The organism is Marinihelvus fidelis (genome assembly GCF_008725655.1).
Classification (GTDB): domain Bacteria; phylum Pseudomonadota; class Gammaproteobacteria; order Xanthomonadales; family SZUA-36; genus Marinihelvus; species Marinihelvus fidelis.
Map to the genome: position 1 here is coordinate 50,425 of NZ_VYXP01000002.1, position 22,153 is coordinate 72,577.

Below are 22,153 nucleotides of genomic sequence, written 5' to 3' on the forward strand. Positions count from 1 at the left end.
CAAACCGAATCAATCACTCGCTTTATCCCCCGCTCGGCGACGGTCTGTCGCAGGCATGACTTTCGGCGGTAACCTATTCGCGGTGTGAACCGTCAGAGTCCCCATACGGTTTAATCTGGGTGGGGCGCTTTGGCACATATCCTGGTGGGATACGAACTCGGTGGCGGGCATGGCCACCTGCATCGCCTGTTGCCGCTGGCACGGGCGCTGCAGGGGCGCGGTCACCGCGTCACGCTGTTCCTGCGCAATATCCTGGAGAACGCGGCGCTGCTGGCCGGCGAAAAGCTCGCCGTCCTGCCGGTGCCCGACCTGGCCGCCGCCCTGCCCGGCCATGACGCCAGCGCGCCCGCGGCCAGCTACCTGGACATCATGGGCGTGGGTGGTTTCAACCATGCCCAGTCCCTGCAGACCGGGCTGATGGTCTGGAATACGCTGCTCGAACAGACCCGCCCGGACCTGGTCATCGCCGACCACAGCCCGATCCTGATGCTGGCCTGCTTCGGCCGCTACCCGGTGCTCCAGTTCGCCGACGGCTTTACCCTGCCGCCGGCCCATCGCGTGACCTTTCCCCGTTTCCGTCCGGGCGCGGCGGCGCTGGTCGAGCCGGGCCACGTGCTGGGCGTGATGCAGGCCGCGCAGCGGCATTTCGGCCTGCCGCAGCCGCAGACCGTGACCGAGCCCTTCCGCACCGCCGGCCGCCTGGTTTGCACCCTGCCCGAGCTGGATCCCTACGCCACGCACAGGCGCGACCCCGTCGTCGGCCCGGTGGCCGACCTGCCGGAACCGGTGGAGCCGCCGCCGGGCCCACCGCGTTTCTTCGCCTACCTCGACCTGGCACACCGGCCCGCCTGGTCAATGATCAAGGCGCTGCGCGGCAGCCCAATGGGTGGCGAAATCTACGCCCGCGGAATGACCGACCAGGCCGCGCGCGCCATCGAGCGCCCCGGCCTGACCGTTCACCGCGATTTCCAGCCGTTGACAGACGTGTTCGCGCGAACCCATGTCGTCCTCCATCACGGCAGCAACGGCACCTGCTGCGCGGCGCTCGCCGCCGGCCGGCCCCAGATCATCGCGCCATTGCAGATGGAGGCTCGGCTCACCGCCGACGCGGTCGTCGCCCGCGGCTGTGGTCACCTGCTGAAATCCGGTGGCGATACACCGCAGGTCCTTGGGCAGTTGCTCCACGCCATCACCGGCGACGGCGCCATGATGAACCGCGCCCGCCAGATCGCGGAACTCATTGCACGGCGCGGCAAGTACCAGCCCACTGAGCAGGCGCTCACTCTCTGCGACAACATTCTTGAGAGTGGCGGCGCACCGCTCCCGGCTTATGGGTGACGGGTGACGGGTGACGGGTGACGCGTGACGCGTGACGCGTGACGGGGGAGGTTCCTACAGGGTGACGGGGTATTGTGCTGATGACGCGTGATTCTTTCCGGTGCAGCATGGGGTATGGGTGCGAACCGTCATGGTTGTGTGCTGACCAAGCCTGGGGCTGGCGGGTTCAGTTTGCTGGAGCTCGTGGTTGTGATGGGGGTTGCGGCGATCCTGCTGGGGGCTGGCGTTCCGGCACTGCGAGACTACCTGATGGACCTGCGGATGCGCGCGGCGGTCAATGCGCTGCATGCCGACCTGGCCTATGCCCGCTCTCGCGCCGTGTTCACCGGAATCAACGTGGTCGCCTGCCCTCGCAGCGCGCCAACGGCCACGGAGTGCGCCTCGTTGCCGGAATGGCATGGCGGCTGGATCGTCTTCGACGACCAGAACGGCGACCGGGAGCGCCAGGCGTCTGAGCCCATCGGCCGGCAGGTCACGCCCTTCGACCACTTGGTCATCGAGAGTGCCGCCGCCCGCCGCAGGTTACGCTTCCTGCCCACCGGCACCGCGCCCGGAAGCAATGCGACGATCCGCTTCTGCGACACCCGCGGCAACCCCGACGCTCGCGCCCTGGCCCTGTCCAACACCGGCCGCCTGCGCCGCATGACATCGAGCGCGCCAACGGCCATTAACTGCAATTAATTGGTTGACTCACCCCATCCAAATCTGGACAATACCGCGCTTCCCTTCCCCGGTAGCTCAGCTGGTTAGAGCGGGTGACTGTTAATCACTAGGTCGGGGGTTCAAATCCCTCCCGGGGAGCCAGATCGAAAAAGGCCTCGCGAATCTGTTCGCGGGGCCTTTTTTATATGCCGATCAGCCCGTACGAAAACGCCAACACCACGCTCAGCACGATCCACAGCAGGATAGTCAGCGGCGTCCCTACCTTCACGAAGTCGCCAAACGTATAGCCGCCGGCGTTCATGACGAGCAGGTTGGTCTTGTAGGCCATCGGCGTGACGAAGCTGAGGTTGGCGCCGAACAACACGGCGAGCACGAACGGCTCCAGTGGCATGCCCAGCTCGGAGGCGATACCAATCGCGATGGGGGTTCCGATGACGGCGGCGGCGTTGTTGGAGACGATGTTGGTGAGGATGGCCATCATCAACATCAGCATCGACAGCACCCACGGGGCCGACAGGCCCTGGCTGGCGAACAGGAAGACCTGGGCCAGGTAGTCGGCGCCGCCAGTTTTCATCAGCGCGGAGCCCAGTGCGAGCGAGGCGACGATGATCAGGATGACCTGCGCGGACAGCGCACGGGTCACGTCCTTCCATTCCAGGCAGCGTGTGGTGACCAGGAACAGGCAGCCGAGCAACGCACTGTACGCAATCGGCATGATGCCGGCGGCGGCCAGGCCGACCACGGCGATGATCGTGAACAGCGCGACCGGCGCCTTGCGGGTGTGCGGCAGGTCGGACGTGGCGTCCAGGACCAGCAGCTCGCCGCCGCGCTTGAGCAGCGAGATCCGGCGCGCCCTGCCCTGCACCAACAGCACGTCGCTGGCCTGCAGGCGACGATTCTCCAGGCCGGGTGTCTTGAACGACACCTCGGTGCCGGAACGGTGCAGCGCGAGCAGGTCCAGGCCAAAACGTTCCTTGAAACGGATATCGCGGATCAGCATGCCATGCAGCGGTGAGCCGGCGGTCACCACCACCTCGGCAAGTTGGGCATCCCCGCTGGCCAGTTCGTCGACATCGCGGCCGCCGGCCGTGACCACCTCGGCGCCCAGCAGCGCCGTGTATTCGCGCAGCCTGGCCACCGTGTCCTGCACCTGCAGGCGGTCGCCGGCCATGACGCTGACATCGGGCAGCGGCGCGATATGCAGGCCCTTGCGCAGGATCCGTTCGATGCGAAAGTCCTCGCCGGCCTTGGCCACCACGTCGGCGACGCTGCGGCCGACCAGTGCGTTGTCCTCGTCCAGTACCAGCTCGGCCTGGAACACCCGCGACGAGGTGTCCTGTAGCGGCGGATGCCGTTCCGGGATCATCCGTGGCGCGATCAGCCACAGGTAGATCACCGCGGCGACAGCGCCAATGAGCGCCGGTCCAGCGAAGTCGAACATGCCGAATTTTTCCATGCCCATGTCGGCGGCCACGGACACCACCAGCAGGTTCGTTGATGTACCAATCGTGGTGGCCATGCCGCCCACCAGCGTGGCGAAACCCATCGGCAACAGGATGCCCGAAGTCGACACGTTACTGCGCGCGGCCGCGCCGATCAGCATGGGCAGCATCAGCACCACGATGGGCGTGTTGTTGACGAAGGCACTCAGGGCGCCGCCAATCAACAATGTCAGCAGCAGCGCCAATGCCGGGCTCCATTTCCAGAACCGGCCCAGCCGCCGGGCCACGGGCTCCAGCGCGCCCGTGCGCACCAGCGCCTGGCCCACGATCATCAGCGCGCAGACGGCCACCAGCGCCTCGTGGCCAAAGCCGTAGAAGAATTCGTGCGCGTGGATGACGCGGGTGTCGGTCTCGAACGGGAACAGCTCGAAGCCGATGGCCAGCGCCACCAGCACGAACAGCGACGACGACTCCAACGGGATCTTCTCGCGGGTGAACAGGAACAGCGCCAGGCCGGTGAGCAGCAGCACCGCCAGGGCGTGGTCATTGGGCATCGCGGGAAAGTTCATCGTCGTGGCTCGCTCCGGGATAGCGCTTGCGGGACCCCGCTATTCTGTCAGAATGCGCGCATGAAAACTGCCTTCAGCCTGACCCTCTGCCTGCTTGTTCTCGCCGCTGCCAGCGGCTGCGAACGCGTTGATTCCGATACCAATCCGGATATCCGTTTCCGCGAGAGCGGCCCGGTACAGAACCCGGAACTCGATGAGATCAGCGGCCTGCAGGCCAGCCTTCGGAACCCCGGCGTGCTGTGGGTGCATAACGACGACGGGCCGGCGCGCGTGTTCGCGTTGGGCGCCGATGGCAGTGACCTGGGGTACTTCGACATTCACGACGCGGTAAACGTGGACTGGGAGGACATCGCCCTGGTACCCGGCGCCCGCCGCGACCTGCTGGTGCTGGCCGATGTCGGCGATAACCATGCCGCGCGCGAGCGCACCTGGCTGTACCTGGTCGAGGAACCGAAACCCGATGAAGATGGCCGCTTCAGTGGCACCCGAGAGGCCTTTCACTGGATATCACTGAGCTACCCGGATGGGCCGCGTGACACCGAATCAATCAGCTGGGACCCGGTCGGGCAGCGTTTGCTGGTGCTGAGCAAGCGCGACCTGCCGCCACGCCTGTACGCGATCGACGCCAACACGCTGCTCACGGAAAAGGAAGCGGAGCTGGAGTTCCTGGGGGAGATCGATCGCTTCCGCGCGCCCACGGCCGCCGACAAACGCGAGTTTGGCAAGCGAACGCCCTGGGTTTCCCAGCCCACGGGCATGGACATCTCGGCCGACGGCCGCCGTGCGGCGGTGCTGACCTATCGCAGCCTGTACCTGTTCGAACGCGGGCCGGACATGGACTGGCTGCAGGGCCTGGGCACCGAGCCGGTGGAAATCATCGGCCCGCCGGGCGCCCATGACGAGGTGGTCGGCTTTGGGTCGGACAGCGGACAACTCTGGATTGGCACCGAGGGTGAGCACCCGCCGGTCTGGGAGTTTCGTATCGGCGCTGAGTAAGCGCGTTCAGGCGTCGACGACGCCGTACTTGGCCATCAGCTCAAGAAAACGGGCCTCGTCGATCACCTCCACGCCCTGCTTCTCGGCCTTGGCCAGCTTGGAACCCGCCGCCTCCCCGGCCAGCACGACATCGGTCTTGCCGGACACGCTGCCGGACACCTTCGCGCCCAGCGACTCCAGCCAGCCCTTCGCCTTCATGCGTGGCATGCCCAGCGTGCCGGTCAGCACCCAGGTCTGACCCGCCAGCGGCTGTTCACCGGCCGGCTGTTCCGGCGCCTGCCATTCAACACCTGCAGCCAGCAGTTCATCGATGACCTTCAGGTTGTGCGGCTCGTCGAAAAACGCCCGCACGTGCGCGGCCACCACCGGGCCGACATCCGACACGGTCTCCAGCGCCTCGACATCGGCGGCGCGCAGCGCGTCCAGGCTGCCGAAATGGCGGGCGAGCTGCGTGGCCGTCACCTCGCCCACCTCGCGAATGCCCAGCGCGAACAGCAGCCGCCCGAGCTCCGGGGTCTTGCTGCGGTTGAACTGCGTGACCAGGTTCTGCGCCGACTTCTCGCCCATGCGCTCCAGGCCGGCCAGTTGTTCGGCGTCAAAGCGGTACAGGTCTGCCACGGTTTCCACCAGGCCACCGTCGACCAGTTGCGCGATCAGTTTCTCGCCCAGGCCTTCGATATCCATCGCCCGGCGCGAAGCGAAATGCTGGATGGCCTGGCGCAACTGGGCCCGGCACACCAGGCCGCCGGTACAGCGCGCCACGGCTTCGCCTTCCTGGCGTTCCACCGCGGAACCACAGACCGGGCACTCGGTGGGCATGACGAACTCGGGCAGCTCAGATTCGCGTCGTTCGACCAGTACCCGGGCGACCTCGGGGATCACATCGCCGGCGCGCCGGACCACCACCCAGTCGCCGGGGCGGGCATCCTTGCGCCGGATCTCGTCCTCGTTGTGCAGGGTGGCGTTGGTGACGGTCACGCCACCCACGAACACCGGCTCCAGCCGCGCCACCGGCGTGATCGCGCCGGTACGGCCCACCTGCACGTCGATCTCCAGCAGGCGGGTGATTTCTTCCTGGGCCGGGAACTTGTGCGCCAGGGCCCAGCGCGGCGCCCGGCTGACGAAGCCCAGGGTATCCTGCTGGTCAAAGTCATCGACCTTGTAGACCACGCCGTCGATGTCGTAGGCCAGCTGCGGGCGGCGCTCCAGCATGTCGGCATGGTAGGTCAGCAGGCCGTCGACGCCATCCACGCGGCGCATTTCCGGGTTGACCGGAAAACCCCATTCACGCAGCCGCTCCAAGGCGTCGCCGTGGCAGCCGGGCAAACCGGCGCGGCCGGCCACGGAATAGGCGTAGAACGCCAGCGGCCGCTCCGCAGTCATCGCGGGGTCGAGCTGGCGCAGGCTGCCGGCGGCAGCATTGCGGGGGTTGACCAGGGCCTTGGCCCCGGATTCCAGCGCACGTTTGTTGAACGCCTCGAAACCGGCCAGTGGCATGTAGATTTCGCCGCGGACATCGAGTACGGCCGGCCAGCCCTCCCCGCGCAGCTTCAGCGGGATCGCACGGATAGTGCGGACATTGGCGGTCACGTCCTCGCCGCGGGTGCCGTCACCACGCGTCGCCGCCCGCACCAGGGCGCCGTCGCGATAGCTCAGCGCGATGGCCACGCCGTCCAGTTTGGGCTCGGCCACGTAGCGCACCGCGTCGACTTCCAGCCCCTCGCGAACACGGCGATCGAAATCCCTGACCTCCTCCTCGCTGAAGGCGTTGGCCAGCGACAGCATCGGCGTGTCGTGGGTCACTTCCTCGAAACCGGACTCGGGCGCCGCGCCCACGCGCTGTGTTGGCGAGTCCGGCGATTGCAACGCGGGGTACTCGGCCTCCAGGGCCTCGAGCTCGCGCATCAGGCGATCGTACTCGGCGTCCGGCACCGAGGGATCGTCGAGCACGTAGTAACGGTAGTTGTGGGCGTCGATCTCCGCGCGCAGCTCGGTGACGCGCGCGGCGGCCGCATCGCGGCTCATTGGTCCGGCTGGCGGCTGCGCTCGAAGGCGCGCAGGTCTTCGCGCACTTCGCCCTCGTGCTTGCGCGTAAACGGCTCGCGCTCCTGGCTCAGCAGGTCCAGGTGCAGCAGATCGGCCAGGCGCCGCGCGGTGGCCAGCATCGCGTCCCAGGCATCCAGCGAACCCATCGGGCCGGGCAGCCCCATGAACAACGTCACGCCATGGGTCTCGAAGGTGTTCCACGCGTCCGGGTCAAAAGTGCCCGGCGAGGTCAGGTTGGCCAGGCTGAATACCGGCCGGCGGTCGTCTTTCTGCAGGCGGTGAAAAATATCCATGTCGCCAAATTCCAGGCCCGACTTCAGCGTGGCGGCCAGCAGTTCATCGCCGGCGATGCGCCGGTTGTCGCGGGCCTGCAGGTACAGCACCACCACCTTGTCCGGCGCCGGCATGGGCGGCTCGGACGGCGTGTCGTCGACCTCGGGCTCGCTGATGTCCAGCTCTGGCTGCACATCATCAACGCGCGGCTCGAATGACGGGTCGTCCTCGAACCGCGACGGCGGCACATCATCCAGCATGGGCTCTTGCCGCTCGACGACAGAAGACTTCGCCTTGCGCCGGTTGGAACGGCGTCGCGAACGCGGCGGCTTCGACTTGCGCGCGCGGTTCGGGTTGCCGAACACGAACAGCCCGGCCAACAGCGCGATACCGGCGATGACAAGAATCCAGCGTAGGGTAGACGTTTCCATTCGTTCAGGCCCCGGGTCAGGTCAGGCTTCAGCCATGCGGGCCGCTTCGTCGATGTCGACCTGGACCAGCCGCGACACACCGGGCTCGCGCATGGTCACACCCGACAACTGGTTGGCCAGCTCCATGGTGATCTTGTTATGAGTGACAAAAATGAACTGCACGTGTTCCGACATTTCGCGAACGATGTCGCAGAAGCGCCCGACGTTGGCATCATCCAGCGGCGCATCCACCTCGTCAAGCAGGCAGAACGGCGCCGGGTTCAGGCGGAAAATGGCAAAGATGAAGGCCACCGCCGTCAGTGCTTTTTCACCGCCTGACAGCAGCGTGATATTGGCCACGCGCTTGCCCGGCGGCCGCGCCATCAGCGCCACGCCCGTGGTCAGCAGGTCATCGCCGGTCAGTTCCAGGTAACCGTGACCGCCGCCGAACAGGCGCGGGAACAGCTCCTTCATGCCGGCGTTAACAGCTTCGAAGGTGTCCTTGAAGCGCGTGCGGGTCTTGCGGTCGATGCGCGCGATGGCGTTTTCCAGCGTGGTCAGCGCCTCGGTCAGGTCCTCGTGCTGGCTGTCCAGGTACTGCTTGCGCTTCTGCTCTTCATCGAACTCGCCAATGGCGGCCAGGTTGACCGGCTCCAGGCGGGTGATGCGCTCGGCCAGGCGCTCGAGCTCCTGCTGCCAGTGGCCCAGGTCGGCATCGTCCGGCAGGCCCTCGGCCAGCTCGGCGACATCGGCCTCGAGCTGGGCCACCTGGCGCTCGTAGCTGCGCGCGCTGAGCTCGATTTCCTGCTGCTGCAGACGGGCCCGTTCCAGTTCGCTGCGCAGTTCCTCGTGCTGCTGCACGGCGCGCTGACGCTCGCCGTCGCGCTCGCGGTAATCCTCTTCCAGCGCCTGCAGGTGCTCGCGGGCCGCGCCCAGGCGCTTGTCGACCTCGGCGCGCCGCGCCAGCAACTGCTCCATCTCGGCACGGAACTCCTGCTCCGGGTCTTTCGCCTTCGCGGTCGACTCGCTGAGCGTGACGTAGCGCTGCTGCAGCTGGCCCACCTGGTTGTCCATGCGCTCCAGTGACTGGTTCAGCGAATCCAGGCTGGCGCGGCTGGAGCTGGTGCTCAGCGCCAGGTCGTGGCGATTACGGCGGGCGTTATTGGCCCGTTGTCGCGCCGCGTCGCGCTGCTCTAGTAACGACTTGCGGCGCTCGTCCAGCTCAGAGCGACCACTCTCGGCCGTGGCCATGGCGTCGACAACCTCGCTAAGCGCCTTGCGCGCCTCGCGCACCTCGGCGTCATCGGTCGCGAGCTGCGCCTTCAGCTTTTCCGTTTCCTCGGCGATGCGCTGCCCTGCCCGTTCCAGGTCGGCTCGGCGCTGGCGGGCGCCGGACAGCCGGCTCTCCGCCTGGGTCCGCTCACGGTGGGCCTCGTTGGCCTTGCCCTGCAGCGCACCGATGGCCTGCTCTCGTTCGCGCAGGCCCTGGCGCAGTTTCGCGGCTTCATCACCCAACGCCTCGCAGCGCTTGGCCAGCTCGTCGATCTTCGCCTGCAGCTCGCTGATCTCTTTCTCACGCGCCAGCATACCGGCCTGCCCGGTGGCGCCGCGCGCCACGCGCGCCCAGCCGGGACCCACCCACTCGCCCTGCGGCGTGACCGCGGAACGACCATCATCCCCGCCACTGACCTGCGCCAGGGCGTCATCCAGCGAGTCGGCCGCGTAGACGGTGTTCAGGATGCGCGTGACCGCGTCGGGGGACTTGGCCTTCTCGGCCAGGCTACCCGGTACGGCCTTGACCTTGCCGGTCTCGCCGTCGACCAGGGTCAAGGCGGCATTTTCCAGCTCGGCCAGGCCAGCCGCCTGTGAGCCGTCGGTGACCCGCGCCTCCAGCCAATGGCCCAGCACGGTTTCCAGCGCGACTTCCCAACCCGACTTAGCCTTGATCCGGTGCAGCAGCCTGGGCGCCTGGTCCAGCGCGTGACGCTGCAGCCATTCGCGGCTCTCCTTGCTGCCTTCGCTGGCGGCCTGCAGCGCCTTCAGCGCTTCCAGCCGGCCCTGGGCCGCCATCAGCTCACGCTGCAGCGTGTTCTCTTCGCTCTCCCGGGCCTGCCGGGTCTCGCGATCGGCCGACTGGGCCTGGCGCGCGGTATCCAGTTCGGCCTGGCGCTCGGCCTCGGCCTTTGTTGCCGCCTCGACGGCCGCTTCCAGTTGGGCGATTTCGCCGTCGATGGCGGCGGTATCGGCCTCGGCCGTCTGCCCCGCCAGCGACTCGATCCGCGTGGACGCCGAGGCCATGCGCTGGTCGCGCACCTCCACGTTCGCACGCAGGCTGTCGGCCTTGCGGTTCAGCTCGTTGAATTCACGGTGATGGGCCTCGAAGCGATCCTGCCACTCGCCCACCTCGGCCTCCGTCGCGGTCAGCGCCGCATCGGCCTCGCTCTCTTCTTTCTCGGCCTCGGCCAGCCGCGGCTCCTGCTCGGCCAGCCGGCGCGTCAGCTCGGACACCTGGGCCTTGTCCAGCAACATGTGCTGCTCCAGGTCCTTCATCGACTGCTCGACCTCGTCGAACTCCTTGCGCTGGCGCTCCTGCAACTCGCGGTTGTGGGCGATCATCTGTTCCAGCCGCGCGATCTCGCCGCCCACCTCGTAGAGCTCGCCCTGCACCTCGTTCAGCGCCTCGCCGGCCTCGGCCTGGGCCTGGTGCAGCTTCTCCTGCTCGGCCTCGGCGGCACGCTGCTTCGACTTCTGTTCTTCCAGCGCCGTCTCACGCTGCGCCAGTGCCGCCTTGCCGGCCTCGGCCCGGGCATGCTCCTCGCGCCACTGCAGCGCCAGCAGGCGCAGCTCCAGCTCACGCTGCTCGGCCTTCAGTTCCTTGTAGCGCTCGGCCGCGCGCGCCTGGCGCTGCAGCCGCGACAGGTGCTTGTCGACCTCTTCGCGCAGGTCAGTCAGGCGCTCCAGGTTGTCACGGGTATGGCCGATGCGGCGCTCGGTCTCGCGGCGGCGCTCCTTGTACTTGGAAATGCCGGCCGCCTCTTCCAGGTGGCCGCGAATGTCCTCGGGCCGCGAGCCGACGATCTCGGAAATCATGCCCTGGACGATGATGGAGTAACCGGTGGTGCCGGCGCCGGTGCCCAGGAACAGGTCACGGACGTCCTTGCGACGGCAGCGCGTGCCGTTCAGGAAATAGGTGGAAACGCCATCGCGGGACACCTGGCGCTTGATGGCGATCTCGCTGTATTCCGCGTACTCGCCACCCGCCTTGCCGTCGGCGTTGTCAAAAATCAGTTCGACCGTGGCGGTGCCCACCGGCTTGCGCGAGGACGACCCGGCGAAGATCACGTCGGTCATCGACTCGCCGCGCAGCACCTTGGCCGAGCCCTCGCCCATCACCCAACGCACCGCGTCGATGATGTTGGACTTGCCACAGCCATTGGGCCCGACCACGCCCGTCAGGTTGGTCGGCGCCTTGAAAATGGTGGAATCGACGAACGATTTGAAGCCCGCCATCTTGACGGCGGTCAATCGCATGAATTGAATCCGTTGCCCGGGAACCGTACAGTTCCCGCCCTTGAAGATTTTTTCACTTATTGTCCGGAGTGGTTGAAATGACGACCCAGCCCAGCAAGGAACTCGAGCTTTTTGAGAACCCCCAGCCTGCTCGAGATTATACCATCCGAATTCACATCCCGGAGTTCACGTGCCTGTGCCCCAAAACCGGCCAGCCCGACTTCGCGACCCTGACCATCGAGTACGTCCCCGACAAGCTCTGCGTGGAACTCAAAGCGCTGAAAATGTACATGTGGAGCTTCCGCAACGAAGGCGCCTTCCACGAAGCCGTCACCAACGAGATCCTCGAACACCTGGCCAACGCCTGCCAGCCCCGCTTCATGCGCCTGACCGCCGAGTTCTACACTCGCGGCGGAATTGATACCACCGTGGTGGCGGAGCATCGGGCCGCGGGATGGGAGGCCCCGGCGCGGGTTGACCTGCCCTAGCGGGCGGGTGACTCGTCGTTTGGGGAACAGAATTTCGCGGATGATGCGAAGGGCGCGATGGGCATAAGATTTGCCGTGTCGAGAATGGTGTCTATACTGACCTTATGCGCATTCTTATCCTATTGACGACATTTTTGTTCACGGGGCTTGCCTCCGCGGAAACCTTGGTACTCAGGTTTGCCAAGTTCGATCACCGGAGCGATCTCGCGGCGCTTTCGCAGGAGATGATGGCAAACGAAATTTCCGATTCTGATGCCATGTTACGGATCAGTATCGCCTATCGATTCGAAACGATCACCGACGCCGAGGCGGCATGCAAGCTGGTTTGGGGCCCAACGGTAAATGCGTTAGCGAGCGGCACGGCCTTATCGGGCAGTTGTACTGTTTCACTGACGGGCGTTCCAACTCCGCACAGCCTGTACACGCTTCTTAAGGCAGCGTCACCTGTCGCAAAACTTTCTGAAAAACAGGCGCCGAGCTGGTCAGTTTCCCGCGAAGCGACTGCCAAAGAAACTGGCGACGCGAAGACCGGCATCAGGCTTCACGAAATCTAGAGTTGACGGCTAGAGTTGTCGATTCATATTTCTGCTTTCGGCCAGAAGCGGACGTCTGAAATTGGCTGGCCTAAGAAGAATGTTTTCTCACCATAATCGTCAAATTCGGTTCTTGAGCGCTTGAGCATGTTGGACTCTGCCACTGGAAGCAATGTTGTCGTGGAAACCGATGAAATGCATGGCCCTTACGTGCAGCTCGGAGACTTCGATGACTACGACTTCCTTGAAGATCAACTCACAGAACGGTTTGGTATCGATTTCTTTGTATCGCCGCCCAGGGACGTAGTGGACAGTCAAGAAGGCTATCGAATCTGGTTTGGTAAACATCAAAACCCAGATTCATTGCAGATGTTGATAGACCAGATTGTTAAGCCAAACTCCTAACGGTCAGTTAGGGCCGGAAACCGCCCGTTTTCAAATGGTCGCTATCGGCCAACAGCGGACGTTTGAGCAGCCCCTGGGCTGCAATTAAGCTGGATTGTTGGGCTGTTCACCGCAGAAGTGTGGCAACGGCCTGTCTGAACTGCTCAATCTTGGCATGATTTTGCGGCACCCCCTCTAGGTCTCCCTCCGTCAGGAAATCAGTGGCATTAGTCCAGTTACCGGAGCGGTACTGCTGTACAAATCCCCAGCCATCTTTTCCGTCCCAAACGATGCGAATAGGGTGGCTGTGATTATTGTAAGTGGCGACGGCGCTACCGAACACGTCCGGACGCAAGTCTTCAGACGTCAGCTCAGCGCCCAATTCCACAAGCATAGTTTTGAGCATCGTGTATGGGTGCATTAGCGGCCTCTCTACATTTAGTCGGCTGATGTGCGATAAATCGATAGATACGCAAAAAATATCAAAGGTCCGCTTCTGGCCGAAAGAAGACAACCCTCACGCCAAAAAATCTTCACCTACCGCACATCCACCGAAAACGACTCGACCCGCAGGCGGCCCTGGCCATTGGTGATTTCTGTGCCGAGTTCGACGTCGGCGACGTAGATACCGTTGGGAAGCAGCTCGTTTTCGATGGCGTAGTTGAGCAGGACGGCGGCATCGAAATGGGCCGCCAGTGTGGATTCGGTGCGGCGAAATGCCAGGTAGACCCAGCGGTTCTCGTGCATGCCGGACATGTCTTTCCAGTCCCTGTCGACCCAGACTTCCCAGCGCGCGCCAGCGTGTTCCAGGTTGCCGGCTATCCTGCCGGCGGGACGCATGTGACGGCCGTTCTGGCTTGTCCAGATCATGACTTCGACGACGATGGACTCGGGTTTCGGCTCGGTGTTGAAGGTGTCCGTGTTGGTGAGCCACATCGAGGTCGCTACGTTGAAATCGCCTTCGGCCTGGATGTCCAAGGTGTGCGCGATGTTCAGGGCCTGAAGCGTGTCGAGCGCGGCGGGAAATCGGTCATCAAACGTCTCCTTTGGGTCCCACGGGGAGACGCCAACGCGCACTTGCGGATAAGACACGACCACCGTGCTGTCCGCCGGCCAGGACCAGTTCCAGCCATAGTGGACTTCTACTCCTGTGCGCTCCTTCTCGACGCACTGTTGCCATGGCCGGTCGCCGACGGCGTGGGCGTTCCACAGGTTGTTGACGTAAATGCCGTGCGGACTGGCCAGGGTCTCGAAATGTCCGCAATGTTGCGTCTTGGCGTCCTGTGCGAACGCATTTCCGCCAGTCGCGGTGAACAGTGCGAACAGCAAAATCATGTAAGAAGAGCTATTCATGCGCCCAGTATAGGGGGATGCCTACAAACCTTGTCAGAACCCTCTCTCAAAACGGGCGCAACCAAAGGCGTACTGTTCAATACATTGTACGAGCATTGAAAACAGTATCAATATTGATATCATATATGGCATCGATTGCTGAAACCCTGGCCCAGATGAGACGCAACCCTTCCGGAGTGCGTTTCAGTGATCTGTGTAAGGTCTGTGACCGGTTCTTTGGCCAGGCTCGACAGAAGGGAACCAGCCATCGCGTCTACAAAACGCCCTGGCCCGGGGACCCAAGGGTGAACATTCAGAATTCGCAGGGAAAGGCCAAACCCTACCAGGTTCGGCAGGTCCTGAAAGCGATTGAACGCTTGGAAAAAAGCCATGACCAAAGTGACTGATCGTTACGCTTACCGGGTGACCTGGTCTGAAGAGGATCAGGAACACGTCGGTCTTTGCGCCGAGTTTCCAGGCTTGAGCTGGCTGGATAGTGACCCATGCAAGGCACTTACTGGCATTCGACAGCTGGTCGAGGCCACGGTTGTTGATCTGAACGAGAATAGCGAGCCGGTTCCCGAGCCACTGGCGCTCAGGAACTACAGTGGCAAGTTCATGGTTCGCGTTCCGCCGGAAACCCATCGCTCACTCGCGACTCAGGCTGCGGAATCAGGGGTCAGCCTTAACCGGCTTGTCGCCAGCAAGCTGTCTTAGGCTTCAGCCTTGGCCACCCACCCGCGCGTCAATCGAAAGCGCGTGGATATCCGTTTTCATCAAATCACCCATCGCGTCGTAGATGGCGCGGTGGCGGGCGATGGGCGACAGGCCGTCGAATGCGCTTGATGCGATGATGACGTGAAAGTGGCCGCGGCCGTCCTTGGCGCCGGCGTGGCCGACGTGCTTGTGGCTTTCGTCGATGACCTGCAGTTCGGTGGGCGCGAAGGCGGATTGCAGGCGGGTTTCGATCTCTTGGGTGCGTTGTTCGGGGGTCATGGGGGCGACTTTATGCGCCGGCCATCGCGCTGGCAAGCGCGTGGGGTTAGAATTGCGGCGGAACCGATCATGACTGAACGCCTCACACTACACGCCCATGGCATCAAGCCGCGCCAGGTTGACGAAGTCGTCGCCGTGCTGGTGCGTGGGGGGCTGATCGCCTACCCGACCGATTCGGGGTACGCGCTGGGCTGGCGGACTGACAACCGGCACGCGCGTGATCGCGTGATCCGGCTGCGTCAGCTGAGCCGTCAGCACCACTTTACCTACTGCTGCCGCAGCCTGTCCGATGTGGGCAAGCTCACGGTGGTGAACAACCAGTGGCACCGGCTGATCCGGCAACTGACGCCGGGGCCGTATACCTTCATCCTGCCGGCCACCAGCGAAGTGCCGCGCGATGTGCGCCATCGGCAGCAGACCATCGGCGTGCGCATTCCGGACCACGAGTTCGTGCAGGCGCTGCTGGAGTCGCTGGACGAGCCGCTGCTGTCGTCCTCGCTGATCCTGCCGGAGTCGGACGAGGACATCTTCGACTCCGAGGACCTGTTTGATGCCGTCTACAACGACGTCGACCTGTTCGTCGACGCCGGCTACTGCGCGCTGGAGCCAACCACCCTGCTTGACCTGACCGGCGACCACCCGGTGGTGCTGCGCGAGGGCGCGGGCGCGGTGGACTTCCTGTGAGCGAGTTGGAAACGGCACCGGAGAGCGCGGGCGAGGACGTCGAACAGGAGGCCACCCACCAGGGCGAGATGCCCTTCGCGGTGGTTCAGGGCAAGCCGTTCACGCAGCTGCCCGAAGACCTGTACATCCCGCCGGACGCGCTGGAGGTCATCCTCGAGGCCTTTGAGGGTCCGCTGGACCTGCTGCTGTACCTGATCCGGCGCCAGAACCTGGACATCCTGGACATTCCCATCGCCGAGATTTCGCGGCAGTACGTGGAGTACGTCGAGCTGCTGCAGGACCTGCGCTTTGACCTGGCCGCGGAGTACCTGGTCATGGCCGCCATCCTGGCCGAGATCAAGTCGCGCATGCTGTTGCCACGGCCGGTCAGCGAGGAAACCGAGGAAGACGACCCGCGCGCGGAACTGGTGCGCCGGCTGCAGGAATACGAGCGCTACAAGCAGGCCGCCGAGGACCTGGACGAACTGCCGCGCCAGGAGCGCGACTTCCACCTGGTCTACGCCCACGTCGAGGATCGCACCCAGGTGCGGCTGCCGCCCGATGTGGAACTGGGCGATATCCTCAGCGCGCTGCGCGACGTGATGAGCCGCGCCGAGATGTACGGTCATCACCAGATCACCGCCGAACCGCTGTCGGTTCGCGAGCGCATGAGCCTGATCGTCGACCGCCTGCGTGCCAAGCCCTACCTGGAATTCCACGAACTGTTCGAAGTGAAGGAAGGCCGGATGGGCGTGGTGGTCAGTTTCCTCGCACTGATGGAGCTCAGCCGTGAACGGCTGGTGGATATCGTGCAGAATGAGCCCATGGGCCCGATCTACGTCAGGACGCCCGGACACGAAGAATGAGCACTGCCCTGCCCCTTAAACAGATTATCGAAGCCGCCCTGCTGGCCGCCGAAGAACCGCTGAGCCGCGACCGGCTCGCTGGCCTGTTCGAAGAAGACGAACGCCCCGCGCTGGCCGAGATCGGCAAGGCGCTGGAGTCGATCGCCGAGGACTGCGCCGAGCGTGGCGTGGAACTGCGCGAGGTCGCCAGCGGCTGGCGCTTCCAGGTGAAGGAAGACCTGCAGGACTGGATCGGCCGCCTGTGGACCGAGCGGCCGCAGAAATACACCCGCGCGACACTGGAAACGTTGGCGCTGATTGCCTACCGCCAGCCCATCACCCGTGGCGAAATCGAGAATGTACGCGGCGTCTCGTTGTCATCGACGATTATCCGCACGCTGCAGGAGCGCGAGTGGATCCGCATCGTCGGCCACCGCGACATGCCCGGAAAACCGGCGCTGTTCGGCACCACCAAGGGCTTCCTGGACTACTTCGGCCTGAAAAGCCTGGACGAACTGCCAACCCTGGCCGAGATTCGAGACATGGACTCCCTCGAGCCCGAATTCGAATTCGACGAGACCGCCGAGGCCCGTGTCGCCGCGGCCGCACAGGCTTTGCCCGCGGGTGACGATGATGAAGACGCCGAAGTCGATGACGAAGCTTTAGACGAGGTCGACGACTTCGACGACGCCGACTCGGACGAGGACGAAGAAGAGGACGAGGACGCCGACGAGGAAGCGCCAAACTCATGAGCCGCCGCTCCCCCAAGACCGCGCCAAAGCCCAATGTAAAGGCCGAACGCATCCAGAAGCTGCTGGCGGCCGCCGGCGCCGGCTCACGGCGCGGGCTCGAGAAACACATCGAGGCCGGCGAGGTGCTGCTGAACGGCGAACCGGCCAGCCTGGGCACGACCGCCGGCAAGGGCGATGTGCTGGAATTTGACGGCCGCGCGTGGACCGTTGTCAGCAACGCGCCGCAGCACCGCAGCCTGGTCTACAACAAGCCCGAGGGCGAAGTGACCACGCGTTCCGACCCGGAGGGCCGGCCAACCGTGTTCGACCGCCTGCCCACGCCGCGCGGTGCGCGCTGGGTGGCCGTCGGTCGCCTGGATATCAACACCACCGGCCTGCTGCTGCTGACCACCGACGGCGAGCTCGCCAATGCGCTGATGCACCCGTCCAACCGCGTCGACCGCGAGTATGCCTGCCGTGTGATCGGCAACGTCGATGCCGACACCCTGGCGCGCCTGAAGGCCGGCGTGGAGCTGGACGACGGCCCGGCCAATTTCAGCGACATCGTTGCCTCGGGTGGCACCGGCGAGAACCACTGGTACCACGTGACCCTGCTGGAAGGCCGCAATCGCGAGGTGCGCCGGCTGTGGGCCTCGCAGGGCGTGACCGTCAGCCGCCTTAAGCGCGTGCGCTACGGCGCGGTGTTCCTGCCCAAGCGGCTGCGCATGGGCCAGTGGTCGGAGCTGTCGGAAAAGGACCAGCGCGTCCTGCGCGAGGACGTCGGCCTGGCCGCGGCCGAGGAGAGCCTGGGCCTGAAACCACGACGCCCCACCACCGGCAAGGCCGCGCGGCGGCCGGCCACCAAGAAACGTGGACGGGACACTCGAAAGACCCGGGGAAAATCGACCCGGCGCAGCGACCGCGAGCGCCAGCCGCCGCGTTCATGACGTCATTGCTAGCGATCGAGCAGGCCTGCGAGGCACACGTCGCGGGCATCACCGCGGCGGACCCAGCGCACGACATCTCACATATCAAGCGAGTTGTTAACAATACGCGCCAACTCACTGATATTGAAAAAGCAGATGCCTGGGTCACACTGCCTGCCGCCTGGCTGCACGACTGTGTGCAGGTCGCCAAGGACAGCCCGGACCGGGCGCGGGCATCGACCCTCGCAGCCGAGGCCGCTGCGCAGTTTCTGGCCACGCTGGACTATCCGGAAGACAAGCTGGACGCGGTCCGGCACGCGGTGGAAGCACACAGCTATTCGGCCGCCATCCCGGTCCGGACCACGGAGGCCGGTATCGTGCAGGACGCCGACCGGCTGGACGCGCTGGGCGCCATCGGCATTTCGAGATGCTTACTGACCGGGGGTTCAATGGGCAGTGGGCTGTACAACCCGGTTGACCCATTCTGCGCAGCGCGCGAACCGGCCGACCGTGACTGGGCCGTGGATCACTTCTACGCCAAGCTGTTCAAGCTGCCGTCCACCATGCAGACCCGGGCGGGCCGCCTCGAGGCCGAACGCCGCGTGGCCTATATGCGTGGATTCCTGGACGAACTGGGTCGCGAGATCGGGGTTAAACCGCCAGCCGCTGGCGCCTGATTTCGTACAGGCACACGCCGGTCGCCACCGAGACATTCAGGCTCTCGGTCACACCCGCCATCGGGATCGACACCAGGTAGTCGCAGCACTCCATGGTCAGGCGCCGCATGCCCTCGCCCTCGTTGCCCATCACCAGCGCCAGCGGACCGCGCAGGTCCTGCTGGTAGAGGCCGGTTTCGGCCGCGTCAGATGTGCCCACCAGCCAGATGCCACGCTCCTGCAGGCCGCGCAGGGTGCGCGCCAGGTTCGTGACCTGCACCAGCGGGATGATTTCCGACGCGCCGGCAGACGCCTTGCGCGCCACCGGCGTCAGGCCCACGGCGCGGTCACGCGGCACGATCACGGCGGCCACGCCGGCCGCTTCCGCCGTGCGCAGGCAGGCGCCGAGGTTGTGCGGGTCCTGCACGCCATCGAGCACCAGCAGCAGCGGATCGCCTTCGACGGCGTCCAGCAGTGCGGGCAATTCATTCTCGTTATGTGCTTTCGCCAGCGGCCGCTCGGCAAGGACGTCCTGGTGCTGCGGGAACCCCGCCAGTCGCTCCAGGTCGTCGCGCTCCAGCCGCTGCACCGGCACGCCGTGCTCACGCGCCAGCGCCTCGATCTCGCGGACACGCGGGTTGCGCGCGCCTTCGGCGATACTCACGCGCGTGACCACCCCGGTCCTGAGCGCTGCCAGCACCGGGTTGATGCCGGCCACCAGCGCCGAGTCTTGCTGCTGGACGGACGCGTCATGCACGCCCCTGCCCGGCTCGCGCTTCGGCGGCTTGTTGCGCTTACGGCTCATGACTCGGCCAGTTCGAAGTCGATCTTCCGCTCTTCCACGTTCACCCCTTCAACACTCACGCGCACGGGGTCGGCGAGCTGAAAGACTCGGCCACGCCGTTCACCGGTCAGCGAATGGCTGACGGGGTCGAAGTGGTAGTAGTCGTTGGGCAGGTTGGTGACATGCACCAGGCCGTTGACGTTGCCGTGGTCCAGCTCGACAAACAGGCCGAACGAGGTGACGCCCGAGACGATGCCGTTGAACTCCATGCCGATGTGCTGCTCCATGTACGCGCACTTCAGGCGGTCGTCGACATCACGCTCGGCCTCCTCGGCACGGCGCTCACGGTGCGAGCAGCCCTCGCAGAGCTTCTGCATGTCGTTCTTGCCGTACGGGAACTCCGCCTTGGCCTGCCGCGCGATGGCGTGGTGAATGGCGCGGTGCGCCAGCAGGTCCGGGTAGCGGCGGATGGGCGAGGTGAAATGGCTGTAGGCATCCAGCGCCAGGCCGAAATGGCCGTTGTTCTCCGGCAGGTAGACCGCCAGTGACTGCGAGCGCAGCAGCACGGCCATGATCAGCTTTTCGTCCGGCCGTCCTTTGGCCTGCTGGGCGATACGGTCAAAATCACGCGGCTCGGGCTGGTCACGCCAGGTCGGCTTCAGGCCCTGCGCCTGAAGGAACTGGGTCAGCGACTCCAGCTTCAGCATTGGCGGCGGCGCGTGCACGCGGTACGGTGCCGGCAGACCCGTCTGTTGCAGGAACCGGGCCGCCTCGACGTTAGCCATGATCATGCACTCTTCGATCAGTTTATGCGCATCGTTACGCGTGGTCGGCAGCAGGTCGGCCACTTCGCCGTTCTCGTCGAAGGCGAACTTCACTTCCTGGCTCTCGAAATCGATCGCGCCGCGCTGGCGCCGGGCCTTCTTCAGTACCTTGTACAGCGCGTGCAGGTCGTCCAGGTTGGCGCGAATGGCGTCCGCATCGCGGTCCAGCTTGATGTCGCCCTCATCCAGGTAGCGCCACACCTGGCCGTAGGTCAGGCGCGCGTGCGAGTGCATGACGGCGGCGACGAAGCGGCTACGTGTGACCTGGCCACGCTCGTCCACGGTCATGTCGCAAGCCAGGCACAGGCGGTCCTCGCGCGGCTTGAGCGAGCACAGGCCGTTGGAGAGCGCCTCAGGCAGCATCGGCACCACGCGGTTGGGAAAGTACACCGAGGTGCCGCGATTGACCGCCTCGACGTCCAGCAGGCCGCCGGGTTTGACGTAGCTGGCCACGTCGGCGATGGTGACCACGAGCCGCCAGCCCTTGCGCTGGCGCTGGGCGTACACGGCGTCGTCAAAGTCGCGCGCATCGGCGCCGTCGATGGTCACCAGTGGCAGGTCGCGCAGGTCCTTGCGGCCTTCCTTCATGGCCTCTGGAACTACGTCGCCAAAGGCCTTGGCCTCGGCTTCAACGCCATCCGGCCACTGGTAGGGAATTCCGAAGTTGTGGATGGCGATGTCGGTGGCCATGCCCGGCGCACCCATCTCGCCCAGCACCTGGACGATCTTGCCCACCGGCGGCTGCTTTTCCGTCGGCTGGTTGATGATGGCCGCAACCACGATCTGCCCGGGCTTGGCGCCGCCCGTGTCCTTGAGCGGAATCAGCACGTCCTGGGAAATGCGGGTTTCATCCGGCACCACCAGCGCCACCCCGCTCTCCTCCACGAAACGCCCGACCACGGTCTGGTTGGCGCGCTCGAGCACCTCCTTGACCTTGCCCTCGCGCCGGCCGCGATGGTCAACACCGATCACGCTGGCCAGCACACGGTCGCCGTGCAGCACCGAGCGCATCTGCCGTGACGACAGGTACAGGTCCTCGCCGCCGTCCTCGGGCACCAGGAAGCCGTAGCCATCCGGGTGCGCCGTGACCCGGCCACTGACCAGGTCCATCTTCGCCGCCACGCCGTAGGCGCCACGGCGGTTCTTGATCAGCTGGCCGTCGCGCACCATGGCCTTCAGGCGCCGGCGCAGGATTTCACGGCTGTCGGCGCTCTCCACGCCCAGCGCATGGACAATATCGCCGCGTTTCAGCGGCCGGCCTTCGCGCTCCAGGCAATCCAGAATGGCCTGGCGATCGGGTGCTTCGGCATCAATATGCCCGGGATTATTGTTTTCGTGTTTACTCATACATTCATTCTAAAGCTGAAACCCCAGCCAAAACACCGGGAAGAAAAGGACGCGTCGAACAGGCGCTGACGCAACAGGCGACCAGAAAGCCCGCCTTCACTAAAGACTTTCGCGTAATTCGCGTAATTCTAAAAATCTGCGGTAAAAAAAGTCCACCTACGAAGCAAGGCGCCACCTACTCGGTAGCGCCCCGTTCATCCAGGCGTCAATCGCAAAAAAGGATTCCCCTGGAAAGTGATGGTGCCGAGGAGAGGACTTGAACCTCCACGAGCTTTCGCTCACTAGCACCTGAAGCTAGCGCGTCTACCAATTCCGCCACCTCGGCAAAAGGCTGAAGTCAAGGGGGAACCTCAGCCTAGGGGTCGATTCGGGGCAAGGGGAACCGCCGAACCGGAGG

At 64.9% G+C, this 22,153-nt stretch carries 21 protein-coding genes and 2 tRNA genes; 13 read left to right on the forward strand and 10 right to left on the reverse strand.

Translation table 11 applies throughout. The features are described 5' to 3' along the window. Positions 1–144 precede the first annotated feature (144 nt). From F3N42_RS01605 to F3N42_RS01615, 3 genes are all read left to right on the forward strand, one after another. Entirely contained in the window at positions 145–1,338 is a 1,194-nt protein-coding gene (locus F3N42_RS01605) for a glycosyltransferase (RefSeq protein ID WP_191621168.1), read from the forward strand. A gap of 114 nt (positions 1,339–1,452) precedes the next feature. After that, entirely contained in the window at positions 1,453–2,019 is a 567-nt protein-coding gene (locus F3N42_RS01610; protein ID WP_150863134.1) for a GspH/FimT family pseudopilin, read from the forward strand. Between the two features lie 46 nt (positions 2,020–2,065). Then, a tRNA-Asn gene (locus tag F3N42_RS01615) sits at positions 2,066–2,142 on the forward strand. 40 nt (positions 2,143–2,182) lie between these two features. On the opposite strand, the gene F3N42_RS01620 is transcribed toward F3N42_RS01615, so the two are convergent. Then, a complete protein-coding gene (locus F3N42_RS01620; protein WP_150862647.1) occupies positions 2,183–4,012 on the reverse strand; it encodes an SLC13 family permease in 1,830 nt (609 codons plus the stop codon). Positions 4,013–4,072: 60 nt separating this feature from the next. Here F3N42_RS01620 and F3N42_RS01625 point away from each other — a divergent pair, with 60 nt between their 5' ends. Then, the gene (locus tag F3N42_RS01625; protein ID WP_150862648.1) at positions 4,073–5,008 is read left to right on the forward strand and encodes a hypothetical protein; all 936 of its coding nucleotides are present in this window, start codon (positions 4,073–4,075) and stop codon (positions 5,006–5,008) included. A 6-nt stretch (positions 5,009–5,014) separates the two neighbouring features. Here F3N42_RS01625 and ligA read toward each other — a convergent pair whose 3' ends face one another. From ligA to smc, 3 genes are read right to left on the reverse strand one after another with little or no spacing between them, the layout of a single operon-like run. After that, positions 5,015–7,033, reverse strand: a complete 2,019-nt coding sequence (gene ligA / locus F3N42_RS01630) for an NAD-dependent DNA ligase LigA (RefSeq protein WP_150862649.1) — start codon at positions 7,031–7,033, stop codon at positions 5,015–5,017. Beyond that, positions 7,030–7,758, reverse strand: coding sequence for a cell division protein ZipA (gene zipA, locus F3N42_RS01635; protein ID WP_150862650.1), 729 nt, complete (start codon positions 7,756–7,758; stop codon positions 7,030–7,032). Before zipA ends, ligA begins: the two co-directional genes overlap by 4 nt. Before the next feature lie 21 nt (positions 7,759–7,779). Next, positions 7,780–11,268: a chromosome segregation protein SMC gene (smc, locus tag F3N42_RS01640; protein ID WP_150862651.1), complete on the reverse strand. Its 3,489-nt coding sequence runs from the start codon at positions 11,266–11,268 to the stop codon at positions 7,780–7,782. Between the two features lie 77 nt (positions 11,269–11,345). On the opposite strand from smc, the gene queF reads away from it, so the two are divergent. From queF to F3N42_RS01655, 3 genes are all read left to right on the forward strand, one after another. Beyond that, positions 11,346–11,735 carry a preQ(1) synthase gene (queF, locus tag F3N42_RS01645; protein WP_150862652.1) on the forward strand — a complete coding sequence of 130 codons (390 nt, stop codon included), beginning with the start codon at positions 11,346–11,348 and terminating at the stop codon, positions 11,733–11,735. A 104-nt stretch (positions 11,736–11,839) separates the two neighbouring features. Continuing rightward, positions 11,840–12,289, forward strand: coding sequence for a hypothetical protein (locus F3N42_RS01650; RefSeq protein WP_150862653.1), 450 nt, complete (start codon positions 11,840–11,842; stop codon positions 12,287–12,289). Between the two features lie 159 nt (positions 12,290–12,448). Continuing rightward, positions 12,449–12,673, forward strand: a complete 225-nt coding sequence (locus F3N42_RS01655; RefSeq protein ID WP_150862654.1) for a hypothetical protein — start codon at positions 12,449–12,451, stop codon at positions 12,671–12,673. A gap of 106 nt (positions 12,674–12,779) precedes the next feature. On the opposite strand, the gene F3N42_RS01660 is transcribed toward F3N42_RS01655, so the two are convergent. Both F3N42_RS01660 and F3N42_RS01665 read right to left on the reverse strand, forming a co-directional pair. Next, positions 12,780–13,073: a hypothetical protein gene (locus F3N42_RS01660; RefSeq protein ID WP_191621170.1), complete on the reverse strand. Its 294-nt coding sequence runs from the start codon at positions 13,071–13,073 to the stop codon at positions 12,780–12,782. A gap of 116 nt (positions 13,074–13,189) precedes the next feature. After that, a complete protein-coding gene (locus F3N42_RS01665) occupies positions 13,190–14,005 on the reverse strand; it encodes a GH12 family glycosyl hydrolase domain-containing protein (RefSeq protein WP_150862656.1) in 816 nt (271 codons plus the stop codon). Positions 14,006–14,374: 369 nt separating this feature from the next. Between F3N42_RS01665 and F3N42_RS01675 the strand changes: the two genes are divergently transcribed. Then, positions 14,375–14,701, forward strand: coding sequence for a type II toxin-antitoxin system HicB family antitoxin (locus F3N42_RS01675; RefSeq protein WP_150862658.1), 327 nt, complete (start codon positions 14,375–14,377; stop codon positions 14,699–14,701). Between the two features lie 3 nt (positions 14,702–14,704). On the opposite strand, the gene F3N42_RS01680 is transcribed toward F3N42_RS01675, so the two are convergent. After that, positions 14,705–14,980, reverse strand: coding sequence for a BolA family protein (locus tag F3N42_RS01680; RefSeq protein ID WP_150862659.1), 276 nt, complete (start codon positions 14,978–14,980; stop codon positions 14,705–14,707). A gap of 69 nt (positions 14,981–15,049) precedes the next feature. Here F3N42_RS01680 and F3N42_RS01685 point away from each other — a divergent pair, with 69 nt between their 5' ends. The 5 genes from F3N42_RS01685 (at position 15,050) to F3N42_RS01705 (ending at position 18,822) form a co-directional block, all read left to right on the forward strand. Then, positions 15,050–15,664 (forward strand): L-threonylcarbamoyladenylate synthase, encoded by a 615-nt coding sequence (locus F3N42_RS01685; RefSeq protein ID WP_150862660.1) that lies wholly within the window; start codon positions 15,050–15,052, stop codon positions 15,662–15,664. A gap of 68 nt (positions 15,665–15,732) precedes the next feature. After that, a complete protein-coding gene (locus tag F3N42_RS01690; protein WP_150863135.1) occupies positions 15,733–16,509 on the forward strand; it encodes a segregation and condensation protein A in 777 nt (258 codons plus the stop codon). Next, complete coding sequence (scpB, locus tag F3N42_RS01695) at positions 16,506–17,240, forward strand: SMC-Scp complex subunit ScpB (RefSeq protein WP_150862661.1); 735 nt, start codon at positions 16,506–16,508, stop codon at positions 17,238–17,240. The genes F3N42_RS01690 and scpB overlap by 4 nt, the downstream gene beginning before the upstream one ends. Further along, positions 17,237–18,166: a 23S rRNA pseudouridine(2605) synthase RluB gene (rluB, locus tag F3N42_RS01700; protein WP_150862662.1), complete on the forward strand. Its 930-nt coding sequence runs from the start codon at positions 17,237–17,239 to the stop codon at positions 18,164–18,166. Before scpB ends, rluB begins: the two co-directional genes overlap by 4 nt. Next, a complete protein-coding gene (locus F3N42_RS01705; protein ID WP_150862663.1) occupies positions 18,163–18,822 on the forward strand; it encodes an HD domain-containing protein in 660 nt (219 codons plus the stop codon). Before rluB ends, F3N42_RS01705 begins: the two co-directional genes overlap by 4 nt. Here the strand turns inward: F3N42_RS01705 and rlmB are convergent. The 3 genes from rlmB to F3N42_RS01720 form a co-directional block, all read right to left on the reverse strand. Further along, a complete protein-coding gene (rlmB, locus tag F3N42_RS01710) occupies positions 18,797–19,606 on the reverse strand; it encodes a 23S rRNA (guanosine(2251)-2'-O)-methyltransferase RlmB (protein ID WP_150862664.1) in 810 nt (269 codons plus the stop codon). The genes F3N42_RS01705 and rlmB overlap by 26 nt on opposite strands. Continuing rightward, entirely contained in the window at positions 19,603–21,756 is a 2,154-nt protein-coding gene (gene rnr / locus F3N42_RS01715) for a ribonuclease R (protein WP_150862665.1), read from the reverse strand. The genes rlmB and rnr overlap by 4 nt, the downstream gene beginning before the upstream one ends. Positions 21,757–21,994: 238 nt before the next feature. Continuing rightward, positions 21,995–22,081: transfer RNA gene (locus F3N42_RS01720), tRNA-Leu, on the reverse strand. Between the last annotated feature and the right edge of the window lie 72 nt (positions 22,082–22,153).

Bases quoted from the DNA above. Each gene is read 5' to 3' on its own strand.
- F3N42_RS01610 (WP_150863134.1), top strand. From the start codon at position 1,453: ATGGGTGCGAACCGTCATGGTTGTGTGCTGACCAAGCCTGGGGCTGGC.
- F3N42_RS01620 (WP_150862647.1), bottom strand. From the start codon at position 4,012: ATGAACTTTCCCGCGATGCCCAATGACCACGCCCTGGCGGTGCTGCTG.
- F3N42_RS01625 (WP_150862648.1), top strand. From the start codon at position 4,073: ATGAAAACTGCCTTCAGCCTGACCCTCTGCCTGCTTGTTCTCGCCGCT.
- ligA (WP_150862649.1), bottom strand. From the start codon at position 7,033: ATGAGCCGCGATGCGGCCGCCGCGCGCGTCACCGAGCTGCGCGCGGAG.
- zipA (WP_150862650.1), bottom strand. From the start codon at position 7,758: ATGGAAACGTCTACCCTACGCTGGATTCTTGTCATCGCCGGTATCGCG.
- smc (WP_150862651.1), bottom strand. From the start codon at position 11,268: ATGCGATTGACCGCCGTCAAGATGGCGGGCTTCAAATCGTTCGTCGAT.
- queF (WP_150862652.1), top strand. From the start codon at position 11,346: ATGACGACCCAGCCCAGCAAGGAACTCGAGCTTTTTGAGAACCCCCAG.
- F3N42_RS01650 (WP_150862653.1), top strand. From the start codon at position 11,840: ATGCGCATTCTTATCCTATTGACGACATTTTTGTTCACGGGGCTTGCC.
- F3N42_RS01660 (WP_191621170.1), bottom strand. From the start codon at position 13,073: ATGCACCCATACACGATGCTCAAAACTATGCTTGTGGAATTGGGCGCT.
- F3N42_RS01665 (WP_150862656.1), bottom strand. From the start codon at position 14,005: ATGAATAGCTCTTCTTACATGATTTTGCTGTTCGCACTGTTCACCGCG.
- F3N42_RS01675 (WP_150862658.1), top strand. From the start codon at position 14,375: ATGACCAAAGTGACTGATCGTTACGCTTACCGGGTGACCTGGTCTGAA.
- F3N42_RS01680 (WP_150862659.1), bottom strand. From the start codon at position 14,980: ATGACCCCCGAACAACGCACCCAAGAGATCGAAACCCGCCTGCAATCC.
- F3N42_RS01685 (WP_150862660.1), top strand. From the start codon at position 15,050: ATGACTGAACGCCTCACACTACACGCCCATGGCATCAAGCCGCGCCAG.
- F3N42_RS01690 (WP_150863135.1), top strand. From the start codon at position 15,733: ATGCCCTTCGCGGTGGTTCAGGGCAAGCCGTTCACGCAGCTGCCCGAA.
- scpB (WP_150862661.1), top strand. From the start codon at position 16,506: ATGAGCACTGCCCTGCCCCTTAAACAGATTATCGAAGCCGCCCTGCTG.
- rluB (WP_150862662.1), top strand. From the start codon at position 17,237: ATGAGCCGCCGCTCCCCCAAGACCGCGCCAAAGCCCAATGTAAAGGCC.
- F3N42_RS01705 (WP_150862663.1), top strand. From the start codon at position 18,163: ATGACGTCATTGCTAGCGATCGAGCAGGCCTGCGAGGCACACGTCGCG.
- rlmB (WP_150862664.1), bottom strand. From the start codon at position 19,606: ATGAGCCGTAAGCGCAACAAGCCGCCGAAGCGCGAGCCGGGCAGGGGC.
- rnr (WP_150862665.1), bottom strand. From the start codon at position 21,756: ATGAGTAAACACGAAAACAATAATCCCGGGCATATTGATGCCGAAGCA.